Origin of the sequence: Streptomyces parvus (assembly GCF_014648875.1) — a bacterium.
Taxonomy (GTDB): domain Bacteria; phylum Actinomycetota; class Actinomycetes; order Streptomycetales; family Streptomycetaceae; genus Streptomyces; species Streptomyces parvus.
Genome location: NZ_BMRY01000015.1, coordinates 142,956 through 163,442, shown reverse-complemented (window position 1 = coordinate 163,442; position 20,487 = coordinate 142,956). Strand labels below are relative to the sequence as shown.

Genomic DNA, 20,487 nt, shown 5'->3' with positions numbered 1-20,487 from the left:
CCGACGGCCTGTCGCATCATGGGACCAGCACGATCATCACAAGGAGAACCACCGCACATGCCAAGGCGCCAGGGGTATGCCCTGCTCATCGCCCTAGTGGCGGGCACCGCCGCGCTCGCCGCCGCCGTCGCCTTCGCAACGACGCTGCTCTCCGGCCCCCGGTCGGCACCGCTCCCGCCCGCCGAGACCCAGGCGGCGGCCCGTAACCCGGTCGACCCCGCCGCCTCCGGCCCCTCGTGGATCGCCACCTGGACCGCCGCGCCCGTCGGCGCCGAAGCGGGCACCGAGGGCGGGCTCCCCGGGCGCACCGTCCGCAACGTCGTGCACACCAGCATCGGCGGGGACGCCGCCCGCATCACGCTGTCCAACCTCTTCGGCACGACCCCCCTGGTCGTCGACCAGGCCACCGTCAACACCCGGCCGGTGACCTTCAAGAACGCCGCCACCGTCACCGTCCCCGCGGGCGGACGGGTCGTCAGCGACCCGGTCGTCGTCCCCGTGGCCCCCGACTCCGACCTCCAGGTCAGCTTCCGCACCCCGCGCGGCGGCGGGCCGGTCACCTTCCACGGCTACACCCACCAGACCTCGTTCCTGATCGACGACCGCGGCACCTTCACCACCAGCAACTGGCGCTACCTGACCGCCGTTGACGTCCGCAGCGAGCAGGCGGTCGGCGCGGTCGTCGCCCTCGGGGACTCCCTGACCGCGGGCAGCGGCTCCACCACCGACGCCAACGCCCGCTGGCCCGACGTCCTCGCCGACCGGCTCGGCGGCCGGTACGGGGTCGCCAACGCGGGCATCGCGGGCAACCGGATCGTGGGCGTCGGCCGCGGCACCGGGGGACAGTCGGGCACCGACCGGCTCGACCGGGACGTCCTGGGGGTCGCCGGGGCCCGGACCGTCGTCATCGCGCTCGGCATCAACGACGTACAGCAGTACCCGCAGGAGGCCGACCCCCAGCGCATCGTGGACAGCCTGCGCGCCCTCACCGACCGGGCGCACGCCCGCGGTCTCCGGGTCGTCGGCGCGACGCTCACCCCGTTCGAGGGCTTCGCCACCTGGACGCCCCAGCGCGACGCCGTCCGCCACGCGGTCAACGAGCAGATCCGGGCGGGCAAGATCTTCGACGCGTACGTCGACTTCGACGCGGCGGTACGCGACCCCGCCGCGCCGAACCGGCTCCTCGCCTCGTACGACTCCGGCGACCACCTGCACCTCAACGACGACGGGTACCGCGCGCTCGGCGACCGGGTGGACCTGAAGTCACTGGACCGGGCCCGCACGCCCCGGTCCGACGCGCTGTGACTCGCGCTGCGACCCGTTGAGGCGAGCCGAAGGGCCTCAGAGCTTCTTGCGGCCGCCGCCGGTGCCGTCGCCGTCGTCCGGGCCCTCCAGCTCGCGGCGGCGGCGCGCCTCCAGCTCCGCCTCCTTCGCCTCCTTCAAGCGGCGGCGCTCCGCCTTCGTCCGCTTGCGGTCCACGCCGACGCCGCCCATCAGGGCGAAGCCGGTGATCCGCACCCGCGGGGAGTCGGGGGCGATCTCGCCGTCCTCGTTGGAGCCCTCGCCGAAGCCGCCCATGATGCCGATGCCCCGGACCTCCATGTTGAGCTCCGGCGGCGCGGTCACATGGATGCCGCCCATGATCGTGAAGCAGCGGATCACGGTCTCGCGGTCCTCGAAGTGCGCCTCGCGCAGATCGATCTCGCCGCCGCCCCACATCGCGAACGCGGTGAACTTCCGGGCCACCGTCCAGCGGCCCTTCCGGTTGAAGCCGCCCCAGAGGGCGAACCCGCCCGTGGAGGTCGCGGGGCCGCCGATCCGCGCGGGCCAGTTCGCGGCCGAGCCCCCCAGCGAGGCGGGCGCGGACGAACCGACCGGAGCGAGCGCCGAACCCGGCGCCGGCAGGTCCTGGACCAGCGGCTCCAACTCCCCGTGCGTACGGGCCTTGTAGGCCGTCTCCAGGCGCTGGTCGAACTCGTCCATATCCAGTCGGCCCTCGGCCACGGCCTCGCGCAGCAGTTCCGCGATCCGCTCACGCTCGGCATCGGAGGCGCGCATTTCCGGACGTTCACTTGTCATACCGCGCAGCCTATTGAACGCACCCGTTCCCGGCACAGACCCGCAGGCCCACGACCTGCGCGCGCCGCGCCACAGCACCCGTCACGGGGTCGACTCGTACATCCTCGCGATCACGGCCTCGATGTCCGGCTCCCGTACCGACAGGTCCACCAGCGGGTAGTCCGCGGCGATCCGCGCCACCAGCGGGGCCGCCGACGCGGCAGCCGGGAACGCCAGCCACTGGCGCGGGCCCTCCACCTTGACGGCACGCACGGCGGGTTGACCGCCACCGTCCGCCGACTCCAGCCGGATCGGCGGGAGTTCGCTCTCCAGGTCCACCACCAGCATGCGCTCGCTCTCCCCCACCTCGTGGAGGCCCGTCAGCGAACCGTCGTACATCAGACGGCCGTGGTCGATCACCATCACCCGGCCGCACAACTGCTCGATGTCGGTGAGGTCGTGCGTCGTCAGCAGGACCGTCGTCCCCCGCTCGGCGTTCAACTCCTTCAGGAACCGGCGCACCTTGGCCTTGGAGACGACGTCGAGACCGATCGTCGGCTCGTCCAGGTACAGCACCTCCGGGTCGTGCAGCAGCGCCGCCGCGATGTCTCCGCGCATCCGCTGGCCGAGCGAGAGCTGCCGTACGGGGACCTCCAACAGCTTTTCCAGGTCCAGGAGTTCGACACAGCGGTCCAGATTCTCCCGGTAACGCCGTTCGGGGATGCGGTACATGCGGTGCATCAGCCGGTAAGAGTCGCGCAGCGGCAGGTCCCACCACAGGGTCGTCCGCTGGCCGAAGACGACACCGATGCGGTGCGCCAGGCGCGTACGTTCGCGGGAGGGGTCGATGCCCGCGACGCGCAGCCGGCCGCCGCTCGGGGTGAGGATGCCCGTCAGCATCTTGATCGTGGTCGACTTCCCGGCCCCGTTCGGGCCGATGTAGCCGACCATCTCGCCGCGCGCGACCCGGAAGCTGATCCCGTCCACGGCCCGTACCTCGTGGCGCTCCCGGCGCAGCAGGCCCGCCCGGCGGCGGACCTCGAAGACCTTCTCGACGCCGTCGAGGCTGATGAACCCGTCGTCCGCCATGTCCGTGCTCTCCCGCGTAGTGCCGTCCGGCCCGGTCGGCTCCTGGTTCCGGTGGTTGCTGTGGTTCCGGTCGTTGTCGTGGTTCCGGTGGTTGCTGTGGTTCCGTTCGTTGTCGTGGTTCCGGTGGTTCCCGTCGTTCCCGTCGTTCCCGTCGTTCCCGTCGTTCCCGTCGTTCCCGTCGTTCCCGTGGTTCCTCAACTGCCCGTGCTCCGGTAGGACCGCAGCCCCGCCCGCCATGCCAGGCCCGCCAGGCCGCAGGCACCCGCCGCGACCAGCGGCGACAGGAAGGCCACCCACCGCGGCAGATCCACCGGGTACTCCCGCCCCAGCACGTACAGCGCGGGCAGCCAGCTCGCGAAGGCCAGCGGCACCACGAAGGTCACACCGCGCACCAGGTCCTTCGCGAAGACCGTGGGCGGGTACTGGAGCAGTGTCGTCCCGCCGTACGTGAAGGAGTTCTGCACCTCCGACGCGTCCTGCGCGACGAACTGGAACGCCGCCCCCGCGATGAAGATCGCCCCGAAGATCGCCGCCCCGCCGATCACCGTCATCGGCAGCATCAGCATCTTCAGCGGCGTCCACGCGATATCGAGCGTGACGAGCGCGTAGCCGAGCACCAGCAGTCCCTGCGTGATCCGGCCCAGCCGGCGCAGCGCGAACCGGTCCGCCGCCACCTGCGCCAGGACCGGCACCGGGCGTACGAGCAGGGTGTCGAGCGTCCCGTCCCGCACCCGCCCGCCGACCCGGTCCATCGACCCCAGCAGCAGGTCGCACACGCCGAACGCCGTCGCCGACAGGCCGTACAGCAGAGCGATCTCCGGCAGGGAGTAGCCGCCGAGCGCGTCGACGTGCGTGAACATCAGCAGGATCGTCACGAAGTCGAAGGCCGTCACCGCGAAGTCCCCGAACAGGGTCATGGCGAACGACGCCCGGTACGCCATCGTCGAACGCACCCACATCGCCATGATCAGCCCGTACGCCCGGACCCCTTCCAGCATCCGGGGCCGGTCCTCGAAGGCGAAGCCGGCCGGCTCGCGTTCCCCGCCGTCGGCCCGTACCGCCACCGGCTCAGCCACCCTGCACCACCACTCTCCTGGTCGCCGCGGTCTGGAGCAGACGGCCCGCCCCGAGCAGCACGAGGGCCCACCCGGCCTGGAACACGTACGCCTGCGCCAGCCCCCATCCGGTGTGCTTGCCGAGGAACACATCGGCCGGCACCTGGAGGAGCGAGGACCACGGCAGCGCCCGCGCCACCTCGCCCAGCAGCCCGGGGAACAGGTTCAGCGGCAGCAGCATCCCGGAGAAGAACAGCCCCGCCAGCATCGCCATCCGCATCGCTCCCGCGCCGTCGAGCAGCCAGAACGCCGACATCGCCACCAGATAGCGGATCGCGAAGCTGACCACGACACCCAGGAACACCGACAGCAGGAACGCCGGCCAGGTCCACAGCGACCCGGGGAACGCCAGGTCGAAGGCGAGCGCCCCCAGGAACATCGGCACCACCCCGCGCCCGAGCAGGTGGAACGCCGCCCGGCCCAGGTCCGCCGCCAGCCACCACAGCTGGAGGTCGACCGGCCGGTAGAGGTCGACGGCGATGTCCCCCGTACGGATCCGCTCGACCAGCTCGCTCTCGAACCCGCCGCCCATCAGGGCACTGCTCATCAACAGGGCCTGGCCGAGCCAGACGTACGTCAGCGCCTGGGAGGTGTCGTAGCCGCCGAGCTGCGGACGCTCGTCCCACAGGGCGATGTAGGTGTACGCCATGATGAAGCCGAAGACGGTGTTGGTGAACACCCCCGCCGCCGTCGCCGTCCGGTAGGTGGCGTAGCGCCGGAACCCGCCCGCCGCCACCACTGCGTACAGCCGCACGCCGCCCCCTCTCCCCCGCCGCCACCGGCTCCTGGCACCAAAGCGCACGACCCTAGTACACGCACGAGAGGCGCGGCGACTTCTTTTCTTCCGGCCGGAGAGCAACGGGCCGACGACCGGAGGAGGGAACGAGACAGTAAGAAACGCAGATTTCCTGACGAACCGGGCACTATGGGAGAACTGACCACGTCTCAGGAGCCCCCACCGACATGAGCGACGAGCCACAGAGCTGGGCCCCCCGCGACTCCTCGGGCGCGGGAGCCTCCCCCGGAAACGACCGCCCGACAGCCTCCGGGGAGCAGCCCGGAAAGCCCGGTGAGCCGGGGAGGAAGCCCGGCAGGAAGGCGCGGCCCCGGCGCACCGGCTGGCGGCGCGCCATCCCCACCTGGCGGATGACCCTCGGCACCCTCGCCGGCCTCGTCGTCCTCCTCGGCGCCGGGATCTTCGCCGCCTACCGGCTCGTCGACATCCCGGCCGCCAACGCGGCGGCCACCGCCCAGTCCAACGTCTACCTCTACAGCGACGGCAGCGTCATCGCCCGGGACGGCGACGTCAACCGGGAGAAGGTCAAGCTCTCCCAGGTCCCCCCGACCGTCCAGCACGCGGTGCTCGCCGCCGAGGACCGGGACTTCTACTCCGACGACCGCGCCGTGGACGTGAAGGCGATGATCCGGGCCGGCTGGAACACCATCACCGGCAAGGGCAAACAGGGTGGCTCGACGATCACCCAGCAGTACGTGAAGAACTACTACCTCGGCCAGGAACGCACCGTCCTGCGCAAGGCCAAGGAAGCCATCATCGCGGTCAAGCTCAACCGCGAGGAAACCAAGGACCAGATCTTCGAGGGCTACCTCAACACCAGCTACTTCGGACGCAACGCCTACGGCATCCAGGCCGCCTCCCAGGCGTACTACGGCAAGAACGTCGAGGAGCTCACCACCGCCGAAGGCGCATACCTCGCCTCCCTGCTCAACGCCCCCAGCGCCTACGACGTCGTCGCCCACCCCGACAGCAAGCCCGCGGCCCAGCGCCGCTGGAACTACGTCCTCAACGGCATGGTCAAGGAACGCTGGCTGACCGCCGCCGAACGGGCGACGACGCGGTTCCCCACCCCCGGCGAGGCCAAACCGCCGAACGGGCTCTCGGGGCAGCGCGGCTACATCGTCCAGGCCGTCGAGGACTACCTGAACCGGCGCGGCATCCTCGACCCGAAGACCCTCGCCACCGGCGGCTACCGCATCACCACCACCCTCGACAAGGCCAAGCAGGACGCCTTCGTCAAAGCCGTCACCGACAACGTGATGTCCAAGACCAGCAGCGACCGCGCCGCCGACCGCAACGTCCGCGTCGGCGGCGCCTCGATCGTCCCGGAGACCGGGAAGGTCGTCGCCCTGTACGGCGGCATCGACTACACGAAGCAGTACGTCAGCAACGCGACCCGCCGCGACTACCAGGTCGGCTCCGTCTTCAAGCCGTTCGTCCTCACCTCCGCCGTCGTCAACGACTCCACCACCCAGGACGGCCGGCGCATCACGCCCAACACCGTCTACGACGGCACCAACAAACGCACCGTCGTCGGCGTGCAGGGGTCCACCGACTACGCCCCCGCCAACGAGGACGACGTCGACTACGGCGACATCACCGTACGCATCGCCACCGACAAGTCCGTCAACTCCGTCTACGCCCAGATGGCGCAGGACGTCGGCCCCGCCAAGGTCCGGGAGACCGCGATCGCCCTCGGCATCCCCGCCGACACCCCCGACCTCACCGCCGCCCCCTCCATCGCGCTCGGCACCGCCAACGCCAGCGTCCTCGACATGGCCGAGGCCTACGCCACCCTCGCCGACCACGGCCGGCACGGCGGCCACGTCCTCGTCGAGAAGGTCACCAAGGACGGCGCCGAGATCGAACTCCCGGAACGCACCACCGAACAGGCCGTCAGCCGCGAGGCCGCCGACACCACCACCGCCGTCCTGCGCAGCGTCGTGGAGGGCGGCACCGGCACCGCCGCCCAGACGGTGGGCCGCCCCGCCGTCGGCAAGACCGGCACCGCGGAGGAGGACCGGGCCGCCTGGTTCGCCGGGTACACCCCGGACCTCGCGAGCGTCGTCGCCGTGATGGGCCAGAACCCGGACACGGGCGCCCAGACCCCGCTGTACGGAGCCCTCGGCCTGGCCCGCGTCAACGGCGGCGGCGTACCGGCCGAGACCTGGGCCGCCTATACGGAAGCGGCGCTGCGCTCGTCCCCGGTCCAGGAGTTCGACCTGCAGACGGCCCCGGGGTCCGACGAGGAGGACGAGCTCCTGGTCGACGAGAACGCCGACGGGGGCACGGACCCGTCCTCCTCCTCGGACCCCGACACCAGCCCCGACGCCACTGCCGGCACCACCCCGAGCGGCAGCGCCCCGCCCACGCCCGGCACGAGCACGGGCGGGACCACAGGCGGCGACACGACGGGCGGGACGACAGGCGGGACGGACGAGGGACCGGTGTCCGTCCCGGACCGAAACGACTAACGGCTGTCGGCTGTCGGCTGTCGGCTGTCGGCTGTCGGCTGTCGGCTGTCGGCTGTCGGCTGTCGGCTGTCGGCTGGAGCCTCAGTGCCCCGAGGTCGCCTTCAGGCCGACCACGGCCACCAGCAGCAGACAGACGAAGAAGATCCGGGCGGCGGTCACCGGCTCGTTCAGCACGACCATGCCCAGGATCGCCGCACCGGCGGCGCCGATACCGACCCATACGCCGTACGCCGTACCGATCGGCAGCGTCTTCGCCGCATGCGACAGCAGCACCATGCTCGCCACGATCCCGAGGCCGGTGAACACACTCGGCCACAGCCGGGTGAACCCCTCGGTGTACTTCATCCCGATCGACCAGCCCACTTCGAGCAGACCGGCGACGACCAGCAGAACCCACGCCATGACAGAACCTCCGACGACGAACACACGGACAACTTCACGGGTGCGTCGTCTTTGCCAACCCGGTACGGCGCATCTCGTCGGGGTGGTTCCACCGTAGCAAGAAATACGGAAAGGGCCTGGTGACACCGGTCACCAGGCCCTGAACAGCACGGTCCTACAGATACAGCCCGGTCGAATCCACCGACCCCTCGAACCGGTCGGCGGCCACCGCGTGCAGGTCGCGCTCCCGCATCAGGACGTACGCCACGCCCCGCACCTCGACCTCGGCCCGGTCCTCGGGGTCGTACAGCACCCGGTCGCCGGGCTCCACCGTCCGCACGTTCTGCCCGACCGCCACGACGACGGCCCAGGCCAGCCGGCGGCCGACCGCGGCCGTCGCCGGGATCAGGATGCCGCCGCCGGAACGCCGCTCGCCCTCGGACGCGTCGTTCCGCACGAGGACGCGGTCGTGCAGCATCCGGATGGGCAGCTTGTCGTCGTGCGGGGCGCCGTGGGTGATGTCGCCGGTGGTGGTGTTCTCGCTCACGCCCGCAACCTACCTGCCGTGCGCCGGGCCGTACGCCCCCGGGTTCGGATCATGCGCGACGGCGGCGCTTCGACACGGTGAGCAGCCCCACCACGCCGACCACCAGCAACGCCGCGGGGATCACCCGCTCCAGCCGGGGCGAGCCGTCCTCCGCGACGAACTGGGCCTTCACCTCCGACACCGAGCGGTTCACCGCGACGAAGGCACGGCCGGCCGTCCGGTCCACGGACTGGGCCGCCTTCGCCTTGGCATCTCCGATGATCGTCTTCGGGTGTACGCGCACCCCGATCTCGTCGAGCACCACAGCGAGCTGCTCGCGCCTGCTGATGATGTCCGCCTCGATCTGCGCAGGGGTCCTGGCATCCGACACTGCGCCGCCTCCGTGGTCGTCGTCCGTTGAACCTTCGTCTGAAACCTTCGTCGACAGTCTGTCAGCTCGAACCTCCGCACACCCGGCGGCACCCCTATTACCCTCGGTCCCGTCCGACCCGCGCACCACCCGAGGAGAACCACATGAGCGAGCGACTGAAGCCCGGCGACACCGCTCCCGCCTTCACCCTTCCCGACGCCGACGGCAACGAGGTGTCGCTCGCCGACCACAAGGGCCGCAAGGTCATCGTGTACTTCTACCCGGCCGCTCTTACCCCCGGATGCACCAAGCAGGCCTGCGACTTCACGGACAACCTCGACCTCCTGGCGAACGCCGGGTACGACGTCATCGGCGTCTCGCCCGACAAGCCGGAGAAGCTCGCGAAGTTCCGCGACACGGAGAACCTCAAGGTCACCCTGGTGGGCGACCCGGCGAAGGAAACTTTGGCGGCGTACGGCGCCTTCGGCGAGAAGAAGCTCTACGGCAAAGTGGTGACGGGCGTGATCCGCTCCACCGTCGTCGTCGACGAGGACGGCAAGGTCGAGCACGCGTTCTACAACGTGAAGGCGACCGGACACGTCGCGAAGATCATCAGGGACCTGGGCGTCTGACGGCGGCCGGGGACACCCCCGGGACACCCTCCCCTCACACGGTCCCGGCCCGTCGCCGCACGCACCGCGGCGTGTCGAGATCGTGTGAGGGAGATCGCATCGACCCATGAAGTCGGTTTGCGGCCGACAACTCTGCGCAGAAGCCTTTCCTGGAACACCCTTCGAGGAAAGGACCCCGGCCATGGCGGCCCCGGACCCCCAGCAGGCGGCCGACCCAGCAGCGGTCAAACGCCACCCCGCGCTCTTCCGGGCCATCCGGAAGCGCCAGAATCCGCGGCTGCGCCGGACGGACATCACGGTCACGGACGACGCAGCGGTGAAGCGGGCCGTGAAGGCCGCCTCCCTGGGTAACGCCATGGAGTGGTTCGACTTCGGGATCTACTCCTACCTGGCCGTGACCATCGGCCACGTCTTCTTCCCGTCCGGGAACGACACGACCCAGCTGCTGTCCTCCTTCGCGACGTTCGCGGTGGCCTTCCTGGTGCGGCCGCTCGGCGGGATGTTCTTCGGCCCGATGGGGGACAAGGTCGGCCGCAAGAAGGTCCTCGCGCTGACGATGATCCTGATGGCGGTCGGCACGTTCGCAATCGGCCTGATCCCCTCCCACGACACGATCGGCGTCTGGGCCGCGGTCCTGCTGATCTTCTTCCGGATGCTCCAGGGCTTCTCGACGGGCGGGGAGTACGGCGGCGCCTCGACGTTCATCGCGGAGTACGCCCCCGACAAGCGGCGCGGCTTCTTCGGCAGTTTCCTGGAGTTCGGCACCCTGGCCGGCTACGTCGGCGCGGCGGGCCTGGTGACGGCCCTGTACGCCCTCCTCACCGACGCCCAGATGGAGGCCTGGGGGTGGCGGATCCCGTTCCTCGTCGCGGGCCCGCTGGGCCTGGTCGGCCTCTACCTGCGACTGAAGCTGGACGAGACCCCGGCCTTCCAGAAGCTGGAGGGTGGCACGGCGCACGCGAGCGAGGCGGCGGACGGCGTCGAGGCCACGGCCAAGGGCGACCTGGCGAAGATCTTCCGGCAGTACTGGCCGACGCTGATCCTCTGCATCTGCCTGGTCGGCGCGTACAACATCACCGACTACATGCTGCTGTCGTACATGCCGACGTACCTCTCCGACGAACTGGGCTACAGCGAGACGCACGGGCTGCTGATCCTGCTGGCGGTGATGGTGTTCCTGATGACGCTCATCGCCCAGGTCGGCAAGCTCTCCGACCGCTTCGGCCGCAAGCCGCTGCTGATGACCGGGATGCTGGGCTTCCTCGTCCTCTCCCTCCCCGCCTTCCTCCTCATCCGGGTCGACGGCATCCTCCCGATCACGATCGGCATGCTGATGCTGGGCCTCTCGCTGGTCTGCATGCTCGGCACGATGTCGGCCGCCCTCCCGGCCCTGTTCCCGACGAACGTCCGCTACGGCTCCCTCTCCGTCGGCTACAACCTCTCCGCGTCGATCTTCGGCGGCACGACCCCGCTGGTGATCACGGCCCTGATCAGCTGGACCGGCTCCAACCTGATGCCGGCGTACTACGCGATGGCGGCGGCCCTGGTCGGCGTGATCGCGGTGGCCTGCATGAAGGAGACCGCCCAGCAGCCGCTGATCGGCTCCCCGCCGTCGGTGGAGACGGACGAGGAGGCAGCGGAACTGGTCCAGGCACAGGCGCCGGATCCGAAGTTCTGAGGGCTGCTGCTTCGTGCGCCCTCCGCCGTGCGCCCTCTCCGGATTGCGGACGTGACCATCCGATAAACGGGTCGTTACTCCGTACGAGGCTGCGAACATGCGGCCGGGACCGGAGGGGGCAGGGGCATGGGGAACAGCCCGTACACGCGGGAGCGGCTGGCGGAGGCGGCAGCGTCGTCGCGGACACTTTCTGAGGCGTTGACGAAGCTCGGGGTCGACCCGAAGAGTCCGACGCGGCGGTATGTCCGTGACCGCATGCGGAAGATGGGCATAGCCACGGAACACTTCGAGCGCGAGGGCACTCGCTGGACCAGAGAAGTGCTGGCGCCCGTGGTCGCCCTGTCGACCAGCGTCTACGACGTGTTGCGGCGCCTCGGCCTGGAGGCTGTCGGGGGCCACCACAGCAACATCAGCAGGCGCATCAAGGCGTACGGCATCGACACCTCACACTTCGCCCCGCCCTCGCGTGCCGGGAAGACGAAGCGTCGCCTTCCGCCCGAAAAGCTGCTGGTGGACGACTGCTCACCGCACCCTCGCCGTATTTCCAGCTCCCGTCTCAAGACCGCCATGGCCGCGCTCGGTGTCGCGGAACGCTGTGCCCTCTGTGGAACGGAACCTCTCTGGCGTGATCGGCCGCTCCCGCTGGAGGTCGACCACATCAACGGCAGGTGGAGCGACAACCGTCCGGAGAATCTTCGGCTCCTCTGCCCCAACTGCCACTCGGCGACGGACACGTATCGTGGCCGCGGCAAGGGGCGTCGCGCCGGGCATGGTGGCGGCAGATGAACGAGAGACAGCAGTACACCCGCGAGCGGCTGGCCGAAGCCGCGGCATGCTGTTCGGACCTCGACGAGGTCGTCGTGTTCCTGGGTACTCGCCCCTACGCGAAGCTCCACCGTCATCTGCTGAGGCGGTTCACCCACTTCGGGATCGATGTCTCGCACTTCAGACACTGCGGCTCGCACACCGCCGCCTCACGCCCGTCACGGGACACGCTCCGCGAGGCGGTCACGGCCTCACGCTCCGTCGCGGAGCTGCTCCGCAGACTCGGACGCCCCGAGAACGGGCAGCAACGCAAGCTTCTGCGGCAGTGGATCGCCGAGGAGTCCCTGTCGACCGCGCACTTCCTCGGTCAGGCGCACCAGCGTGGCAGGCCGGGCCCGACCCCCGCCAGACGCCCCGAGCAGGTACTGGTGAAACACGTCGGCACCCATCGCACGAGGACGGTGCTGCTCCGCCGGGCCTTGCGTGAGATCGGCGTGGCCGAGCAGTGCGACGAGTGCGGAACCGGGCCGGTCTGGCGCGGATCGCCCATCACTCTGGAGGTCGACCACATCAACGGCGACTGGAGCGACGACCGGGCCGAGAACCTCCGGCTGCTCTGCCCGAACTGCCATGCCGTCACGGCTACCTGGTGCCGAGGGGGCGCACGCAGAGTCACGCGCCGGGGAACTCTCGCTCAGGCCGAGCAGCCTCGCCCGGTACGATGACATGCGTCTGGCGGCGGTGGTGCAACTGGCGACACAGCAGACTTAGGATCTGTGGCCCGTGAAACGGCTTGAGGGTTCGAATCCCTTCCGCCGCACGTATACGGCCTGCAAATCGAAGGATCGATTTGCAGGCCGTTCTCGTCCGGTGCACTCCGGCTAGCCCACCAGCTCCCGCACCACCGGCACCAACGCCCGGAACGCCTTCCCCCGGTGGCTGATCGCGTTCTTCTCCGCCGGGGTCAGCTCCGCGCAGGTACGGGTCTCGCCCTCCGGCTGGAGGATCGGGTCGTAGCCGAAGCCGTTGGTGCCGGACGGGGTGGGGCGGAGGATGCCGTTGAGGCGGCCCTCGACCACGCGTTCCGTGCCGTCGGGGAGGGCCAGGGCCGCGGCGCAGGCGAAGTAGGCGCCCCGGTGAGGGGTGTCGATGTCGCCGAGTTGGGCCAGGAGCAGGTCGAGGTTGGCCTGGTCGTCGCCGTGGGTGCCGGACCAGCGGGCCGAGAAGATGCCGGGGGCGCCGCCGAGGACGTCCACGCAGAGGCCGGAGTCGTCGGCGACGGCCGGGTGGCCCGTGGCGCGGGCAAGGGCGTGGGCCTTGAGGAGTGCGTTCTCGGCGAACGTGACGCCGGTCTCCTTGACGTCGGGGATGTCGGGGTACGCGTCCGCGCCGACGAGGTCGAGGTCGAGTCCCGCGTCGGCGAGGATGGCGTGCAGTTCGGTGATTTTCCCGGCGTTGCGGGTGGCAAGGATCAGGCGCTTCATGGGGCCATTGTCGCCGGGCCGGCACTTCCGCCGGCCCGGGGTGGCTCGGCCTACGGGCTGCAGACCTTGCCGATCTCCGTCGCCGCGTCCGTCACCGGGGTCACGTCGGGGGTGGCGTCGCCCGCCTCGATGGACTTGCGGACCTCCGTGACGCCCTTCTGGAGGTCGTCGACGGCCTTGGAGAGGTCGGCGTTGTCCGTGGTGTCGTCGAGCTTCTTCAGCTCGCGGTCGATCTCGTCCAGGGACTCGGAGGCCTGGGTGATGTCCTCGGAGGCGTTGGAGACGGCCTGCTGGAGGTTGCTGACGCTGGTGGCGATGGCGTCGGCGGTGCGGACGCAGTCGAGCGCCTTGTCGAGGCCGGCGCAGCCCACTGCCGTGGTCAGCGTCAGCAGGGTGGCGGCGGTGGCGAGTGCGAGGCGTTGGTGGCGGCGCGAAGCCATGGTGCGGGTCCCTCCCCGGGGGTCGGTACGTGGACGGACGCACGGTTCGACCCGTGCGCCCGCATCCGTAACGACGCTCTGTGGTGCGTATTTGGTTGCTTCTTTACCCGGGGAGGGCGAGTCGCTACGCGTTCTGCGTGGTTGCGAGTGCGTCACGCTGGAGTGCGGCGAGGTCGACGCAGCCCGCGGTGGCCAGGTCCAGGAGGGAGCCCAGCTCCTTGCGGTCGAAGGGGGCGCCCTCGGCGGTGCCCTGGACCTCGACGAAGCGGCCGTCGCCGGTGCAGACGACGTTCATGTCGGTCTCGGCCCGGACGTCCTCCTCGTAGCAGAGGTCGAGGAGCGGGGTGCCGTCGACGATGCCGACGCTGATGGCGGCGACGGTGTCGGTGAGCGGCTTGCGGCCGGCCTTGACGATCTTCTTGCCCTGGGCCCAGGTGACGGCGTCGGCGAGGGCGACGTACGCGCCGGTGATGGCCGCGGTGCGGGTACCTCCGTCGGCCTGGAGGACGTCGCAGTCCAGGACGATGGTGTTCTCGCCGAGGGCCTTGTAGTCGATGACGGCGCGGAGCGAACGGCCGATGAGGCGGCTGATCTCGTGGGTGCGGCCGCCGATCTTGCCGCGTACGGCTTCGCGGTCGCCGCGGGTGTTGGTGGAGCGGGGCAGCATGGAGTACTCGGCGGTGACCCAGCCTTCGCCGCTGCCCTTGCGCCAGCGCGGGACGCCTTCGGTGACGGAGGCGGTGCAGAAGACTTTGGTGTCGCCGAAGGAGATGAGGACTGAGCCTTCGGCGTGCTTGCTCCAGCCGCGTTCGATGGTGACGGGGCGGAGCTGTTCGGGGGTGCGGCCGTCGATGCGAGACATGGGGCCGACTTTATCCGTTGGCGGGGGTGGCTCCGTTCGGGTGCGGCGGATCCGGTGACGGGCGCGGTGGCGTGGCCGTCACCGTACGGGCGCCTGCGCGGTGCGGTGGACCCGGTGGCCTTCGCCGTACGGGGGCCTGCGCGGTGCGGTGGACCCGGTGGCCTTCGCCGTACGGGGGCCTGCGCGGTGCGGTGGACCCGGTGGCCTTCGCCGTACGCGTACGCCGCAGGCCCCGTCCCCCTGCGGTGGGGGTACGGGGCCTGCGGGTGCGGGCGCCTCGCGGAGGCGGGGCCGCGGGGTCCGGCGTGGGGTCAGCCGGTCACATCATGTCTTCGATGTCGGCGGCGATGGGGTCCGCGTCGGTGCCGATGACGACCTGGATCGCGGTGCCCATCTTCACGACACCGTGGGCGCCGGCGGCCTTGAGCGCGGCCTCGTCGACCTTCTCGGGGTCGTGGACCTCGGTGCGGAGGCGGGTGATGCAGCCTTCGATCTCGTCGATGTTGTCGATGCCGCCGAGCCCGGCGACGATCTTCTCAGCCTTGGTGGCCATGTCCTTCTCCCTGTTTCACGCGCAGACGGCCGCCCGCTGCGGGTCCGTTTCGTCACGGTAACGCACGGTTGGCCCAACTTCGCGGGCGGGTAACCGGACGATCCCGAAAGATGACGATCACCGGCCCCCTGCCTTCGGGGCGGGGCCCGGACCGTGACGCAACTGGTCTACACCAGTTTGCAACGACCGCCAAACGTGAAGTGTTCCGGGAGGACGCCCATGAGTTCGAACGCCGCTGCGGCACCGCAGCAGAAATGGTGGAACGGACCGGTCCAGGGCCTGCAGAAGGTCGGGCGGAGTCTTCAGCTCCCGGTGGCCGTCCTCCCCGCCGCCGGTCTGCTCGTCAGCCTCGGCAACCTGTTCAGCTCCTACCTGGACGGCGCGTTCTGGGACAAGACCTCGAAGGTCCTGCTCAACGGCGGCGGCGCGATCCTCGACGGCGAGCTCGGCCTGCCCCTGCTCTTCTGCATCGGGGTCGCCATCGGCTTCGCGAAGAAGGCGGACGGGTCCACCGCGCTGGCGGCGGTCGTCGGCTTCCTCGTCTACCGGGGGGTGCTGACCGCCTTCCCCATCGACGGCACCGTCACCGACGAGCTGCCGGACGGTGAGCCGCAGAACCCGGGGGTGCTCGGCGGCATCCTGATCGGCCTGCTGACCGCCGTCGTCTGGCAGCGCTACCACCGGACCAAGCTGGTCGACTGGCTGGGCTTCTTCAACGGGCGCCGACTGGTGCCGATCATGATGGCGTTCCTCTGCGTGGTCCTCGGCGTGCTCTTCGGGCTGCTGTGGCAGCCGGTGGGCGACGGGCTGACGTGGTTCTCCAAGCAGCTGATCGACCTCGGCTCCTGGGGTGCGGCGATCTTCGGCTTCGCGAACCGGCTGCTGATCCCGATCGGTATGCACCAGTTCCTGAACACGTTCTTCTGGTTCCAGGCGGGCGAGTACACCGGAACGGACGGCCAGACCGTGCAGGGCGACATCTCCCGGTTCTTCGCCGGGGACCCGTCGGCCGGCCAGTTCACCTCGGGCTTCTTCCCGATCATGATGTTCGGTCTGCCCGCCGCGGCCCTGGCCATCACCCACTGCGCGCGGCCCGAGCGCCGCAAGGAGGTGGGCGGCCTGATGGTCTCGGTGGCGCTGACGTCGTTCGTCACAGGGGTGACCGAGCCGATCGAGTTCTCGTTCATGTTCGTCGCGCCGCTGCTGTACGGCGTGCACGCGGTGCTCACCGGGGCGTCCATGGGCATCACCTGGCTGCTGGGGGTGCATGCGGGGTTCAGCTTCTCGGCCGGGTTGATCGACTACGTCGTCAACTGGCATCTGGATACGAAACCCTGGCTGATCATCCCGATCGGCGCGTGCTTCGCCGTGCTCTACTACGTGATCTTCCGCTTCGCGATCACCAAGTTCGACCTCAAGACACCGGGGCGCGAACCCGAGGAGATCGAGCGGGAGATCGAGAAGGATCTGACGAAGTAGCAGAACAGCGGGGCTTTGACCCCGGCGCGCAAGGCCCTCGGACCGCCCGGTCCGGGGGCCTTCGGCATGTCACCGAACGTGCCGAGTCTGCTACTGCGAATGAGATGGGAATTGAAGGTTCCTTATCTATCCCTCACCGTGCTAAAACTGGTCTACACCACTGAGTGGTCCAGACCACGGCGCTCTGCCGCAGGGTCTGCCGAGTCGCCGCCTCCCCGCATCAACGACCTGGGCGGCACCGTGTCCGATGGAGGAAGTTGATGACCACGGCTGAGACCGCACCCGCGGCCGAGAAGAAGAAGGGCGCCGGCGCGATGGCCGTCATGCAGCGCATCGGCCGCAGCCTCATGCTGCCGGTCGCCGTGCTGCCGGCCGCCGCACTCCTGGTTCGCTTCGGCCAGGACGACATGCTGGGCCGCGACTCGTTCCCGACCTTCATCACGAAACTCGCCGGCTACATGGCCGCGGGCGGTGGCGCCCTCCTCGACAACATGCCGCTGCTCTTCGCCGTCGGCATCGCGATCGGTTTCGCGAAGAAGTCGGACGGCTCGACCGCGCTCGCCGCCGTCACCGGCTACCTCGTCTTCCAGAAGGTGCTCGCCACCTTCACGGACAGCAACCTGCCCCAGGTCGCCAGCGTCGTCGACGGCAAGATCGTGATGAACGACGCCCCCGTCAACGCCGGTGTCCTCGGCGGTGTCGTGATGGGTATCGTCGTGGCGCTGCTCTACCAGAAGTTCTACCGGACGAAGCTGCCCGACTGGGCGGGCTTCTTCAGCGGCCGCCGCCTGGTCCCGATCCTCTCCGCCTTCGCGGGTCTCGTGATCGGTATCGTCTTCGGTCTGATCTGGCCGGTCCTCGGCACCGGTCTGCACAACTTCGGTGAGTGGCTGGTCGGCTCCGGCGCCGTCGGCGCGGGCATCTTCGGTGTCGCCAACCGTGCCCTGATCCCGGTCGGGATGCACCACCTGCTGAACTCCTTCCCGTGGTTCCAGGCGGGCGAGTACAACGGCAAGCACGGCGACATCGCCCGCTTCCTTGAGGGCGACCCGAGCGCCGGGCAGTTCATGACCGGCTTCTTCCCGATCATGATGTTCGCCCTCCCCGCGGCCTGCCTCGCGATCGTCCACTGCGCCCGCCCCGAGCGCCGCAAGGTCGTCGGCGGCATGATGTTCTCCCTCGCGCTGACCTCGTTCGTCACCGGTGTGACCGAGCCGATCGAGTTCACGTTCATGTTCATCGCCCCGGTGCTGTACGCGGTCCACGCGGTGCTGACCGGTGTGTCGATGGCCCTGACCTGGGCGCTCGGCATGAAGGACGGCTTCGGCTTCTCCGCCGGCCTGATCGACTTCCTGCTCAACCTGGGTATCGCGTCGAAGCCCTGGATGCTGGTCCTGGTCGGCCTCTGCTTCGCGGCGCTGTACTACGCGATCTTCCGGTTCGCGATCATCAAGTTCAACCTCCCGACCCCGGGCCGGGAGTCGGACGAGGAGCTCGCCGAGCTCCAGAAGGCCGAGGCCAAGTAGCCTCCGCCGCGTCCGCAGCACACCGAAGCCCCCGCCGCCCGAGGAACATCTCGGGTGGCGGGGGCTTCGGTCTGTCCGTCGTGCGGTCGCCTCACACCGCGCGTACGTCAGCGGGCACGTCCAGCCGGTAGATCTGGCGGGAGCCGCCCTCCGGGCCGGGGTCGGTGGGCTCGCCGGGTGCGAAGCCGAGCTTCTCGTAGAAGGCCCGGGCCCCGCTCTCCACCGCCCCCGGGTGGTCGGGCCCGAAGGTGACCACCTCGACGGTGCCGGGCCCGCTGACGTACCGGCGCATCGCCTCGGCCATCAGCCGCCTGCCCACGCCCGCGCCCCGGCAGTGTGCGGCGGTGACGAGCCAGTGCACGTGGTACGTGGGCGGGTCGGCGCCGAACAGCAGGCCGCCGACCGGGCCGGAGGCCCCGGCGGAGGGGGCGGCGGGCTCCGTGGCCTCGACGATCAGCGCCGCCCCGGTACGGATGTGGGCCTCCACCGCCCGGTGGAAGCCCGGCTCCTCGACCATCGGGCCGAACCACTGCTCGACCTGGGCGGCCAGCGTCAGGAAGCCGTCGAGGTCGCCGTCCCGGGCGGGTCTGATCGTGATCATCCGGGCAGTCTCGCAGAGCCGCCCGGCCCCGGGAAGCGGGCGGCAGGTCCTAGAGCTCGTACACCGCTCCCGGGACCGCCAGCTCCACCGGGCCCGGGTAGGCCGCGCGGGCGTCGGCGGCGTTGCGGTCGGCGTCGGTCCACGGCGGGATGTGGGTGAGGACCAGCCGGTGCGCTCCGGCGCGGGCCGCCGCCTCGCCGGCCTCGCGGCCGTTGAGGTGCAGGTCGGGGATGTCCTCCTTGCCGTCGACGAACGACGCCTCGCAGAGGAAGAGGTCCACGTCCCGGGCCAGGTCCTCCAGCGCCTCGCAGGTCCCCGTGTCGCCGGAGTAGGCGAGGGAGGAGCCGCCGTGCTCGACCCGGATGCCGAAGGTGTCGACGGGGTGGCTGAGCTTCTCCGTACGGACCGAGAACGGGCCGATCTCGAAGGATCCCGGCTTCAGGGTGTGGAAGTCGAAGACCTCGCCCATCGCCCGGTCGGAGGGGGTGTCGCCGTGGGCGGCGGTCAGCCGCTGCTCGGTGCCCTCGGGGCCGTAGACCGGGAGCGGGCGGGGGCGGTCTCCGCCGTGGGGGTAGTAGCGCACGACGAAGTACGCGCACATGTCGATGCAGTGGTCGGCGTGCAGATGGCTGAGGAAGATCGCGTCGAGGTCGTAGAGACCGACGTGGCGCTGCAGCTCGCCGAGGGCGCCGTTGCCCATGTCGAGGAGCAGCCGGAAGCCGTCGGCCTCTACGAGGTAGCTCGAGCATGCCGACCCCTTGGAGGGGAACGAGCCGGAGCAGCCGACGACGGTGAGCTTCATGGAGCGTGAACCTCCGGGGCGCGGGAACGGGGAGGGTTCGTGCGATTTCGCCGGAGCCTGGTGGTGGTTCCTGCGGGATCGGTTTTGCGGTTCGTCGAGCGTAAGGCGCGAAACTCCACGTCGCTCCTCCGCTGCCCTCCGTTGTGGGGGAACTCACCTGCTCTGTCACCGGTTCGATGGAAGCGCGCCCACGGTCCGGCCCTCGGGGCGCGCGGCGCCCCGCCGGTACGGTCGGGGGATGAACACGTTCTGGTGGGTGGCGCTGGGCGCCGTGGTTCTGCTCGCGCTCGTCGCCGCGGTGGTGGACGGGCGGGGGCGGTCGGACCGGGGGCCGCGGTCCCGGCGGCCGGGGCGGTCGGGTCGGCCTGCGGGGTCGGTCCGGCCGCCGTCCCGGCCTTCGCGGCCGTCTTCGCCGTCGCGGCCTTCGACGTCGGATGCGCGGGGGCCGCGGGCGGGCGAGGTGTGGTGGGCCGATGTGCCGTACGAGGACGGGCCCGGGTCGAAGGACCGGCCGTGTCTGGTGATCTCGGTACGGGGGCGGGGCCGGGGGCGTACGGCGGTGGTCGCGAAGATCACCAGCAAGCATCACGAGGAGCGGCCCGGGGTGATCGCGTTGCCGGCCGGGGCGGTCGGGGACCGGCAGGGGCGGCGGAGCTTCCTGGAGACGGATGAGCTGCGGGAGGTGCGGGTCGACGCGTTCCGGCGGCGGGTGGGGGTGGTGGACCCGGGGGTGTGGGAGCGCGTGCGGAAGCTGGGGGCGAGGTGAGGGGCGGGGCCCTTCGGGGCGGGGCCCCGGACCCCGCTCCTCAATCGCCGGAGGGGCTGACATGGTGCCCCGGGCCCGCTGGAGGGCAGT

At 70.3% G+C, this 20,487-nt stretch carries 22 protein-coding genes, 1 tRNA gene and 1 riboswitch; of the genes, 10 read left to right on the top strand and 13 right to left on the bottom strand.

Annotated features, from left to right (window positions below; all coding sequences use genetic code 11):
• Positions 1-57 precede the first annotated feature (57 nt).
• Positions 58-1,305, top strand: a complete 1,248-nt coding sequence (locus tag IE140_RS32930; RefSeq protein ID WP_093438245.1) for an SGNH/GDSL hydrolase family protein — start codon at positions 58-60, stop codon at positions 1,303-1,305.
• A 36-nt stretch (positions 1,306-1,341) separates the two neighbouring features.
• Here IE140_RS32930 and IE140_RS32925 read toward each other — a convergent pair whose 3' ends face one another.
• The 4 genes from IE140_RS32925 to IE140_RS32910 form a co-directional block, all read right to left on the bottom strand.
• Positions 1,342-2,058 carry a DUF1707 SHOCT-like domain-containing protein gene (locus IE140_RS32925; protein ID WP_093438242.1) on the bottom strand — a complete coding sequence of 239 codons (717 nt, stop codon included), beginning with the start codon at positions 2,056-2,058 and terminating at the stop codon, positions 1,342-1,344.
• A gap of 102 nt (positions 2,059-2,160) precedes the next feature.
• Entirely contained in the window at positions 2,161-3,147 is a 987-nt protein-coding gene (locus IE140_RS32920; RefSeq protein ID WP_150196164.1) for an ABC transporter ATP-binding protein, read from the bottom strand.
• Between the two features lie 194 nt (positions 3,148-3,341).
• Positions 3,342-4,223 (bottom strand): ABC transporter permease, encoded by an 882-nt coding sequence (locus IE140_RS32915; RefSeq protein ID WP_093438240.1) that lies wholly within the window; start codon positions 4,221-4,223, stop codon positions 3,342-3,344.
• Entirely contained in the window at positions 4,216-5,016 is an 801-nt protein-coding gene (locus IE140_RS32910) for an ABC transporter permease (protein ID WP_093438237.1), read from the bottom strand. Before IE140_RS32910 ends, IE140_RS32915 begins: the two co-directional genes overlap by 8 nt.
• A 209-nt stretch (positions 5,017-5,225) precedes the next feature.
• Between IE140_RS32910 and IE140_RS32905 the strand changes: the two genes are divergently transcribed.
• Complete coding sequence (locus IE140_RS32905) at positions 5,226-7,532, top strand: transglycosylase domain-containing protein (RefSeq protein ID WP_150196152.1); 2,307 nt, start codon at positions 5,226-5,228, stop codon at positions 7,530-7,532.
• An 81-nt stretch (positions 7,533-7,613) separates the two neighbouring features.
• On the opposite strand, the gene IE140_RS32900 is transcribed toward IE140_RS32905, so the two are convergent.
• From IE140_RS32900 to IE140_RS32890, 3 genes are all read right to left on the bottom strand, one after another.
• Positions 7,614-7,934, bottom strand: a complete 321-nt coding sequence (locus tag IE140_RS32900; RefSeq protein WP_006124859.1) for a DMT family transporter — start codon at positions 7,932-7,934, stop codon at positions 7,614-7,616.
• Positions 7,935-7,973: 39 nt separating this feature from the next.
• Positions 7,974-8,032, bottom strand: a riboswitch (guanidine-III (ykkC-III) riboswitch).
• A gap of 56 nt (positions 8,033-8,088) precedes the next feature.
• Positions 8,089-8,391 (bottom strand): GroES family chaperonin, encoded by a 303-nt coding sequence (locus IE140_RS32895; protein ID WP_042498713.1) that lies wholly within the window; start codon positions 8,389-8,391, stop codon positions 8,089-8,091.
• A gap of 118 nt (positions 8,392-8,509) precedes the next feature.
• Positions 8,510-8,830 carry a DUF3618 domain-containing protein gene (locus tag IE140_RS32890; RefSeq protein ID WP_006124861.1) on the bottom strand — a complete coding sequence of 107 codons (321 nt, stop codon included), beginning with the start codon at positions 8,828-8,830 and terminating at the stop codon, positions 8,510-8,512.
• A 143-nt stretch (positions 8,831-8,973) separates the two neighbouring features.
• Here IE140_RS32890 and bcp point away from each other — a divergent pair, with 143 nt between their 5' ends.
• The 5 genes from bcp (at position 8,974) to IE140_RS32865 (ending at position 12,704) form a co-directional block, all read left to right on the top strand.
• Positions 8,974-9,441: a thioredoxin-dependent thiol peroxidase gene (bcp, locus tag IE140_RS32885; protein WP_032765002.1), complete on the top strand. Its 468-nt coding sequence runs from the start codon at positions 8,974-8,976 to the stop codon at positions 9,439-9,441.
• Between the two features lie 181 nt (positions 9,442-9,622).
• Positions 9,623-11,119, top strand: coding sequence for a glycine betaine/L-proline transporter ProP (gene proP, locus IE140_RS32880; RefSeq protein WP_150196150.1), 1,497 nt, complete (start codon positions 9,623-9,625; stop codon positions 11,117-11,119).
• A gap of 126 nt (positions 11,120-11,245) precedes the next feature.
• The gene (locus IE140_RS32875) at positions 11,246-11,905 is read left to right on the top strand and encodes an HNH endonuclease (protein WP_150196149.1); all 660 of its coding nucleotides are present in this window, start codon (positions 11,246-11,248) and stop codon (positions 11,903-11,905) included.
• Entirely contained in the window at positions 11,902-12,609 is a 708-nt protein-coding gene (locus IE140_RS32870; protein ID WP_150196147.1) for an HNH endonuclease signature motif containing protein, read from the top strand. Before IE140_RS32875 ends, IE140_RS32870 begins: the two co-directional genes overlap by 4 nt.
• 10 nt (positions 12,610-12,619) lie before the next feature.
• Positions 12,620-12,704, top strand: a tRNA-Leu gene (locus IE140_RS32865).
• Between the two features lie 61 nt (positions 12,705-12,765).
• On the opposite strand, the gene rdgB is transcribed toward IE140_RS32865, so the two are convergent.
• The 4 genes from rdgB to IE140_RS32845 all read right to left on the bottom strand — a co-directional run bounded on the left by rdgB (position 12,766) and on the right by IE140_RS32845 (position 15,223).
• Positions 12,766-13,368 (bottom strand): RdgB/HAM1 family non-canonical purine NTP pyrophosphatase, encoded by a 603-nt coding sequence (rdgB, locus tag IE140_RS32860; protein WP_032774949.1) that lies wholly within the window; start codon positions 13,366-13,368, stop codon positions 12,766-12,768.
• Positions 13,369-13,418: 50 nt separating this feature from the next.
• Complete coding sequence (locus tag IE140_RS32855) at positions 13,419-13,808, bottom strand: hypothetical protein (RefSeq protein WP_093808791.1); 390 nt, start codon at positions 13,806-13,808, stop codon at positions 13,419-13,421.
• A 124-nt stretch (positions 13,809-13,932) separates the two neighbouring features.
• Entirely contained in the window at positions 13,933-14,670 is a 738-nt protein-coding gene (gene rph, locus IE140_RS32850) for a ribonuclease PH (protein ID WP_010062049.1), read from the bottom strand.
• Between the two features lie 319 nt (positions 14,671-14,989).
• Positions 14,990-15,223, bottom strand: coding sequence for a PTS sugar transporter subunit IIB (locus IE140_RS32845; RefSeq protein ID WP_003968866.1), 234 nt, complete (start codon positions 15,221-15,223; stop codon positions 14,990-14,992).
• Positions 15,224-15,442: 219 nt separating this feature from the next.
• Between IE140_RS32845 and IE140_RS32840 the strand changes: the two genes are divergently transcribed.
• Positions 15,443-16,702 carry a PTS transporter subunit EIIC gene (locus IE140_RS32840; RefSeq protein ID WP_150196145.1) on the top strand — a complete coding sequence of 420 codons (1,260 nt, stop codon included), beginning with the start codon at positions 15,443-15,445 and terminating at the stop codon, positions 16,700-16,702.
• A gap of 260 nt (positions 16,703-16,962) precedes the next feature.
• Positions 16,963-18,228, top strand: a complete 1,266-nt coding sequence (locus IE140_RS32835; RefSeq protein WP_093445675.1) for a PTS transporter subunit EIIC — start codon at positions 16,963-16,965, stop codon at positions 18,226-18,228.
• A gap of 91 nt (positions 18,229-18,319) precedes the next feature.
• On the opposite strand, the gene IE140_RS32830 is transcribed toward IE140_RS32835, so the two are convergent.
• Both IE140_RS32830 and IE140_RS32825 read right to left on the bottom strand, forming a co-directional pair.
• The gene (locus IE140_RS32830; protein ID WP_150196143.1) at positions 18,320-18,829 is read right to left on the bottom strand and encodes a GNAT family N-acetyltransferase; all 510 of its coding nucleotides are present in this window, start codon (positions 18,827-18,829) and stop codon (positions 18,320-18,322) included.
• Between the two features lie 49 nt (positions 18,830-18,878).
• A complete protein-coding gene (locus IE140_RS32825) occupies positions 18,879-19,631 on the bottom strand; it encodes an MBL fold metallo-hydrolase (protein WP_150196141.1) in 753 nt (250 codons plus the stop codon).
• A gap of 238 nt (positions 19,632-19,869) precedes the next feature.
• Here IE140_RS32825 and IE140_RS32820 point away from each other — a divergent pair, with 238 nt between their 5' ends.
• Complete coding sequence (locus IE140_RS32820) at positions 19,870-20,397, top strand: type II toxin-antitoxin system PemK/MazF family toxin (RefSeq protein ID WP_189460959.1); 528 nt, start codon at positions 19,870-19,872, stop codon at positions 20,395-20,397.
• Positions 20,398-20,487 lie beyond the last annotated feature (90 nt).

Bases quoted from the DNA above. Each gene is read 5' to 3' on its own strand.
- IE140_RS32930 (WP_093438245.1), top strand. From the start codon at position 58: ATGCCAAGGCGCCAGGGGTATGCCCTGCTCATCGCCCTAGTGGCGGGC.
- IE140_RS32925 (WP_093438242.1), bottom strand. From the start codon at position 2,058: ATGCGCGCCTCCGATGCCGAGCGTGAGCGGATCGCGGAACTGCTGCGC.
- IE140_RS32920 (WP_150196164.1), bottom strand. From the start codon at position 3,147: ATGGCGGACGACGGGTTCATCAGCCTCGACGGCGTCGAGAAGGTCTTC.
- IE140_RS32905 (WP_150196152.1), top strand. From the start codon at position 5,226: ATGAGCGACGAGCCACAGAGCTGGGCCCCCCGCGACTCCTCGGGCGCG.
- IE140_RS32900 (WP_006124859.1), bottom strand. From the start codon at position 7,934: ATGGCGTGGGTTCTGCTGGTCGTCGCCGGTCTGCTCGAAGTGGGCTGG.
- IE140_RS32895 (WP_042498713.1), bottom strand. From the start codon at position 8,391: ATGCTGCACGACCGCGTCCTCGTGCGGAACGACGCGTCCGAGGGCGAG.
- bcp (WP_032765002.1), top strand. From the start codon at position 8,974: ATGAGCGAGCGACTGAAGCCCGGCGACACCGCTCCCGCCTTCACCCTT.
- proP (WP_150196150.1), top strand. From the start codon at position 9,623: ATGGCGGCCCCGGACCCCCAGCAGGCGGCCGACCCAGCAGCGGTCAAA.
- IE140_RS32875 (WP_150196149.1), top strand. From the start codon at position 11,246: ATGGGGAACAGCCCGTACACGCGGGAGCGGCTGGCGGAGGCGGCAGCG.
- IE140_RS32870 (WP_150196147.1), top strand. From the start codon at position 11,902: ATGAACGAGAGACAGCAGTACACCCGCGAGCGGCTGGCCGAAGCCGCG.
- rdgB (WP_032774949.1), bottom strand. From the start codon at position 13,368: ATGAAGCGCCTGATCCTTGCCACCCGCAACGCCGGGAAAATCACCGAA.
- IE140_RS32855 (WP_093808791.1), bottom strand. From the start codon at position 13,808: ATGGCTTCGCGCCGCCACCAACGCCTCGCACTCGCCACCGCCGCCACC.
- rph (WP_010062049.1), bottom strand. From the start codon at position 14,670: ATGTCTCGCATCGACGGCCGCACCCCCGAACAGCTCCGCCCCGTCACC.
- IE140_RS32845 (WP_003968866.1), bottom strand. From the start codon at position 15,223: ATGGCCACCAAGGCTGAGAAGATCGTCGCCGGGCTCGGCGGCATCGAC.
- IE140_RS32840 (WP_150196145.1), top strand. From the start codon at position 15,443: ATGAGTTCGAACGCCGCTGCGGCACCGCAGCAGAAATGGTGGAACGGA.
- IE140_RS32835 (WP_093445675.1), top strand. From the start codon at position 16,963: ATGACCACGGCTGAGACCGCACCCGCGGCCGAGAAGAAGAAGGGCGCC.
- IE140_RS32830 (WP_150196143.1), bottom strand. From the start codon at position 18,829: ATGATCACGATCAGACCCGCCCGGGACGGCGACCTCGACGGCTTCCTG.
- IE140_RS32825 (WP_150196141.1), bottom strand. From the start codon at position 19,631: ATGAAGCTCACCGTCGTCGGCTGCTCCGGCTCGTTCCCCTCCAAGGGG.
- IE140_RS32820 (WP_189460959.1), top strand. From the start codon at position 19,870: ATGAACACGTTCTGGTGGGTGGCGCTGGGCGCCGTGGTTCTGCTCGCG.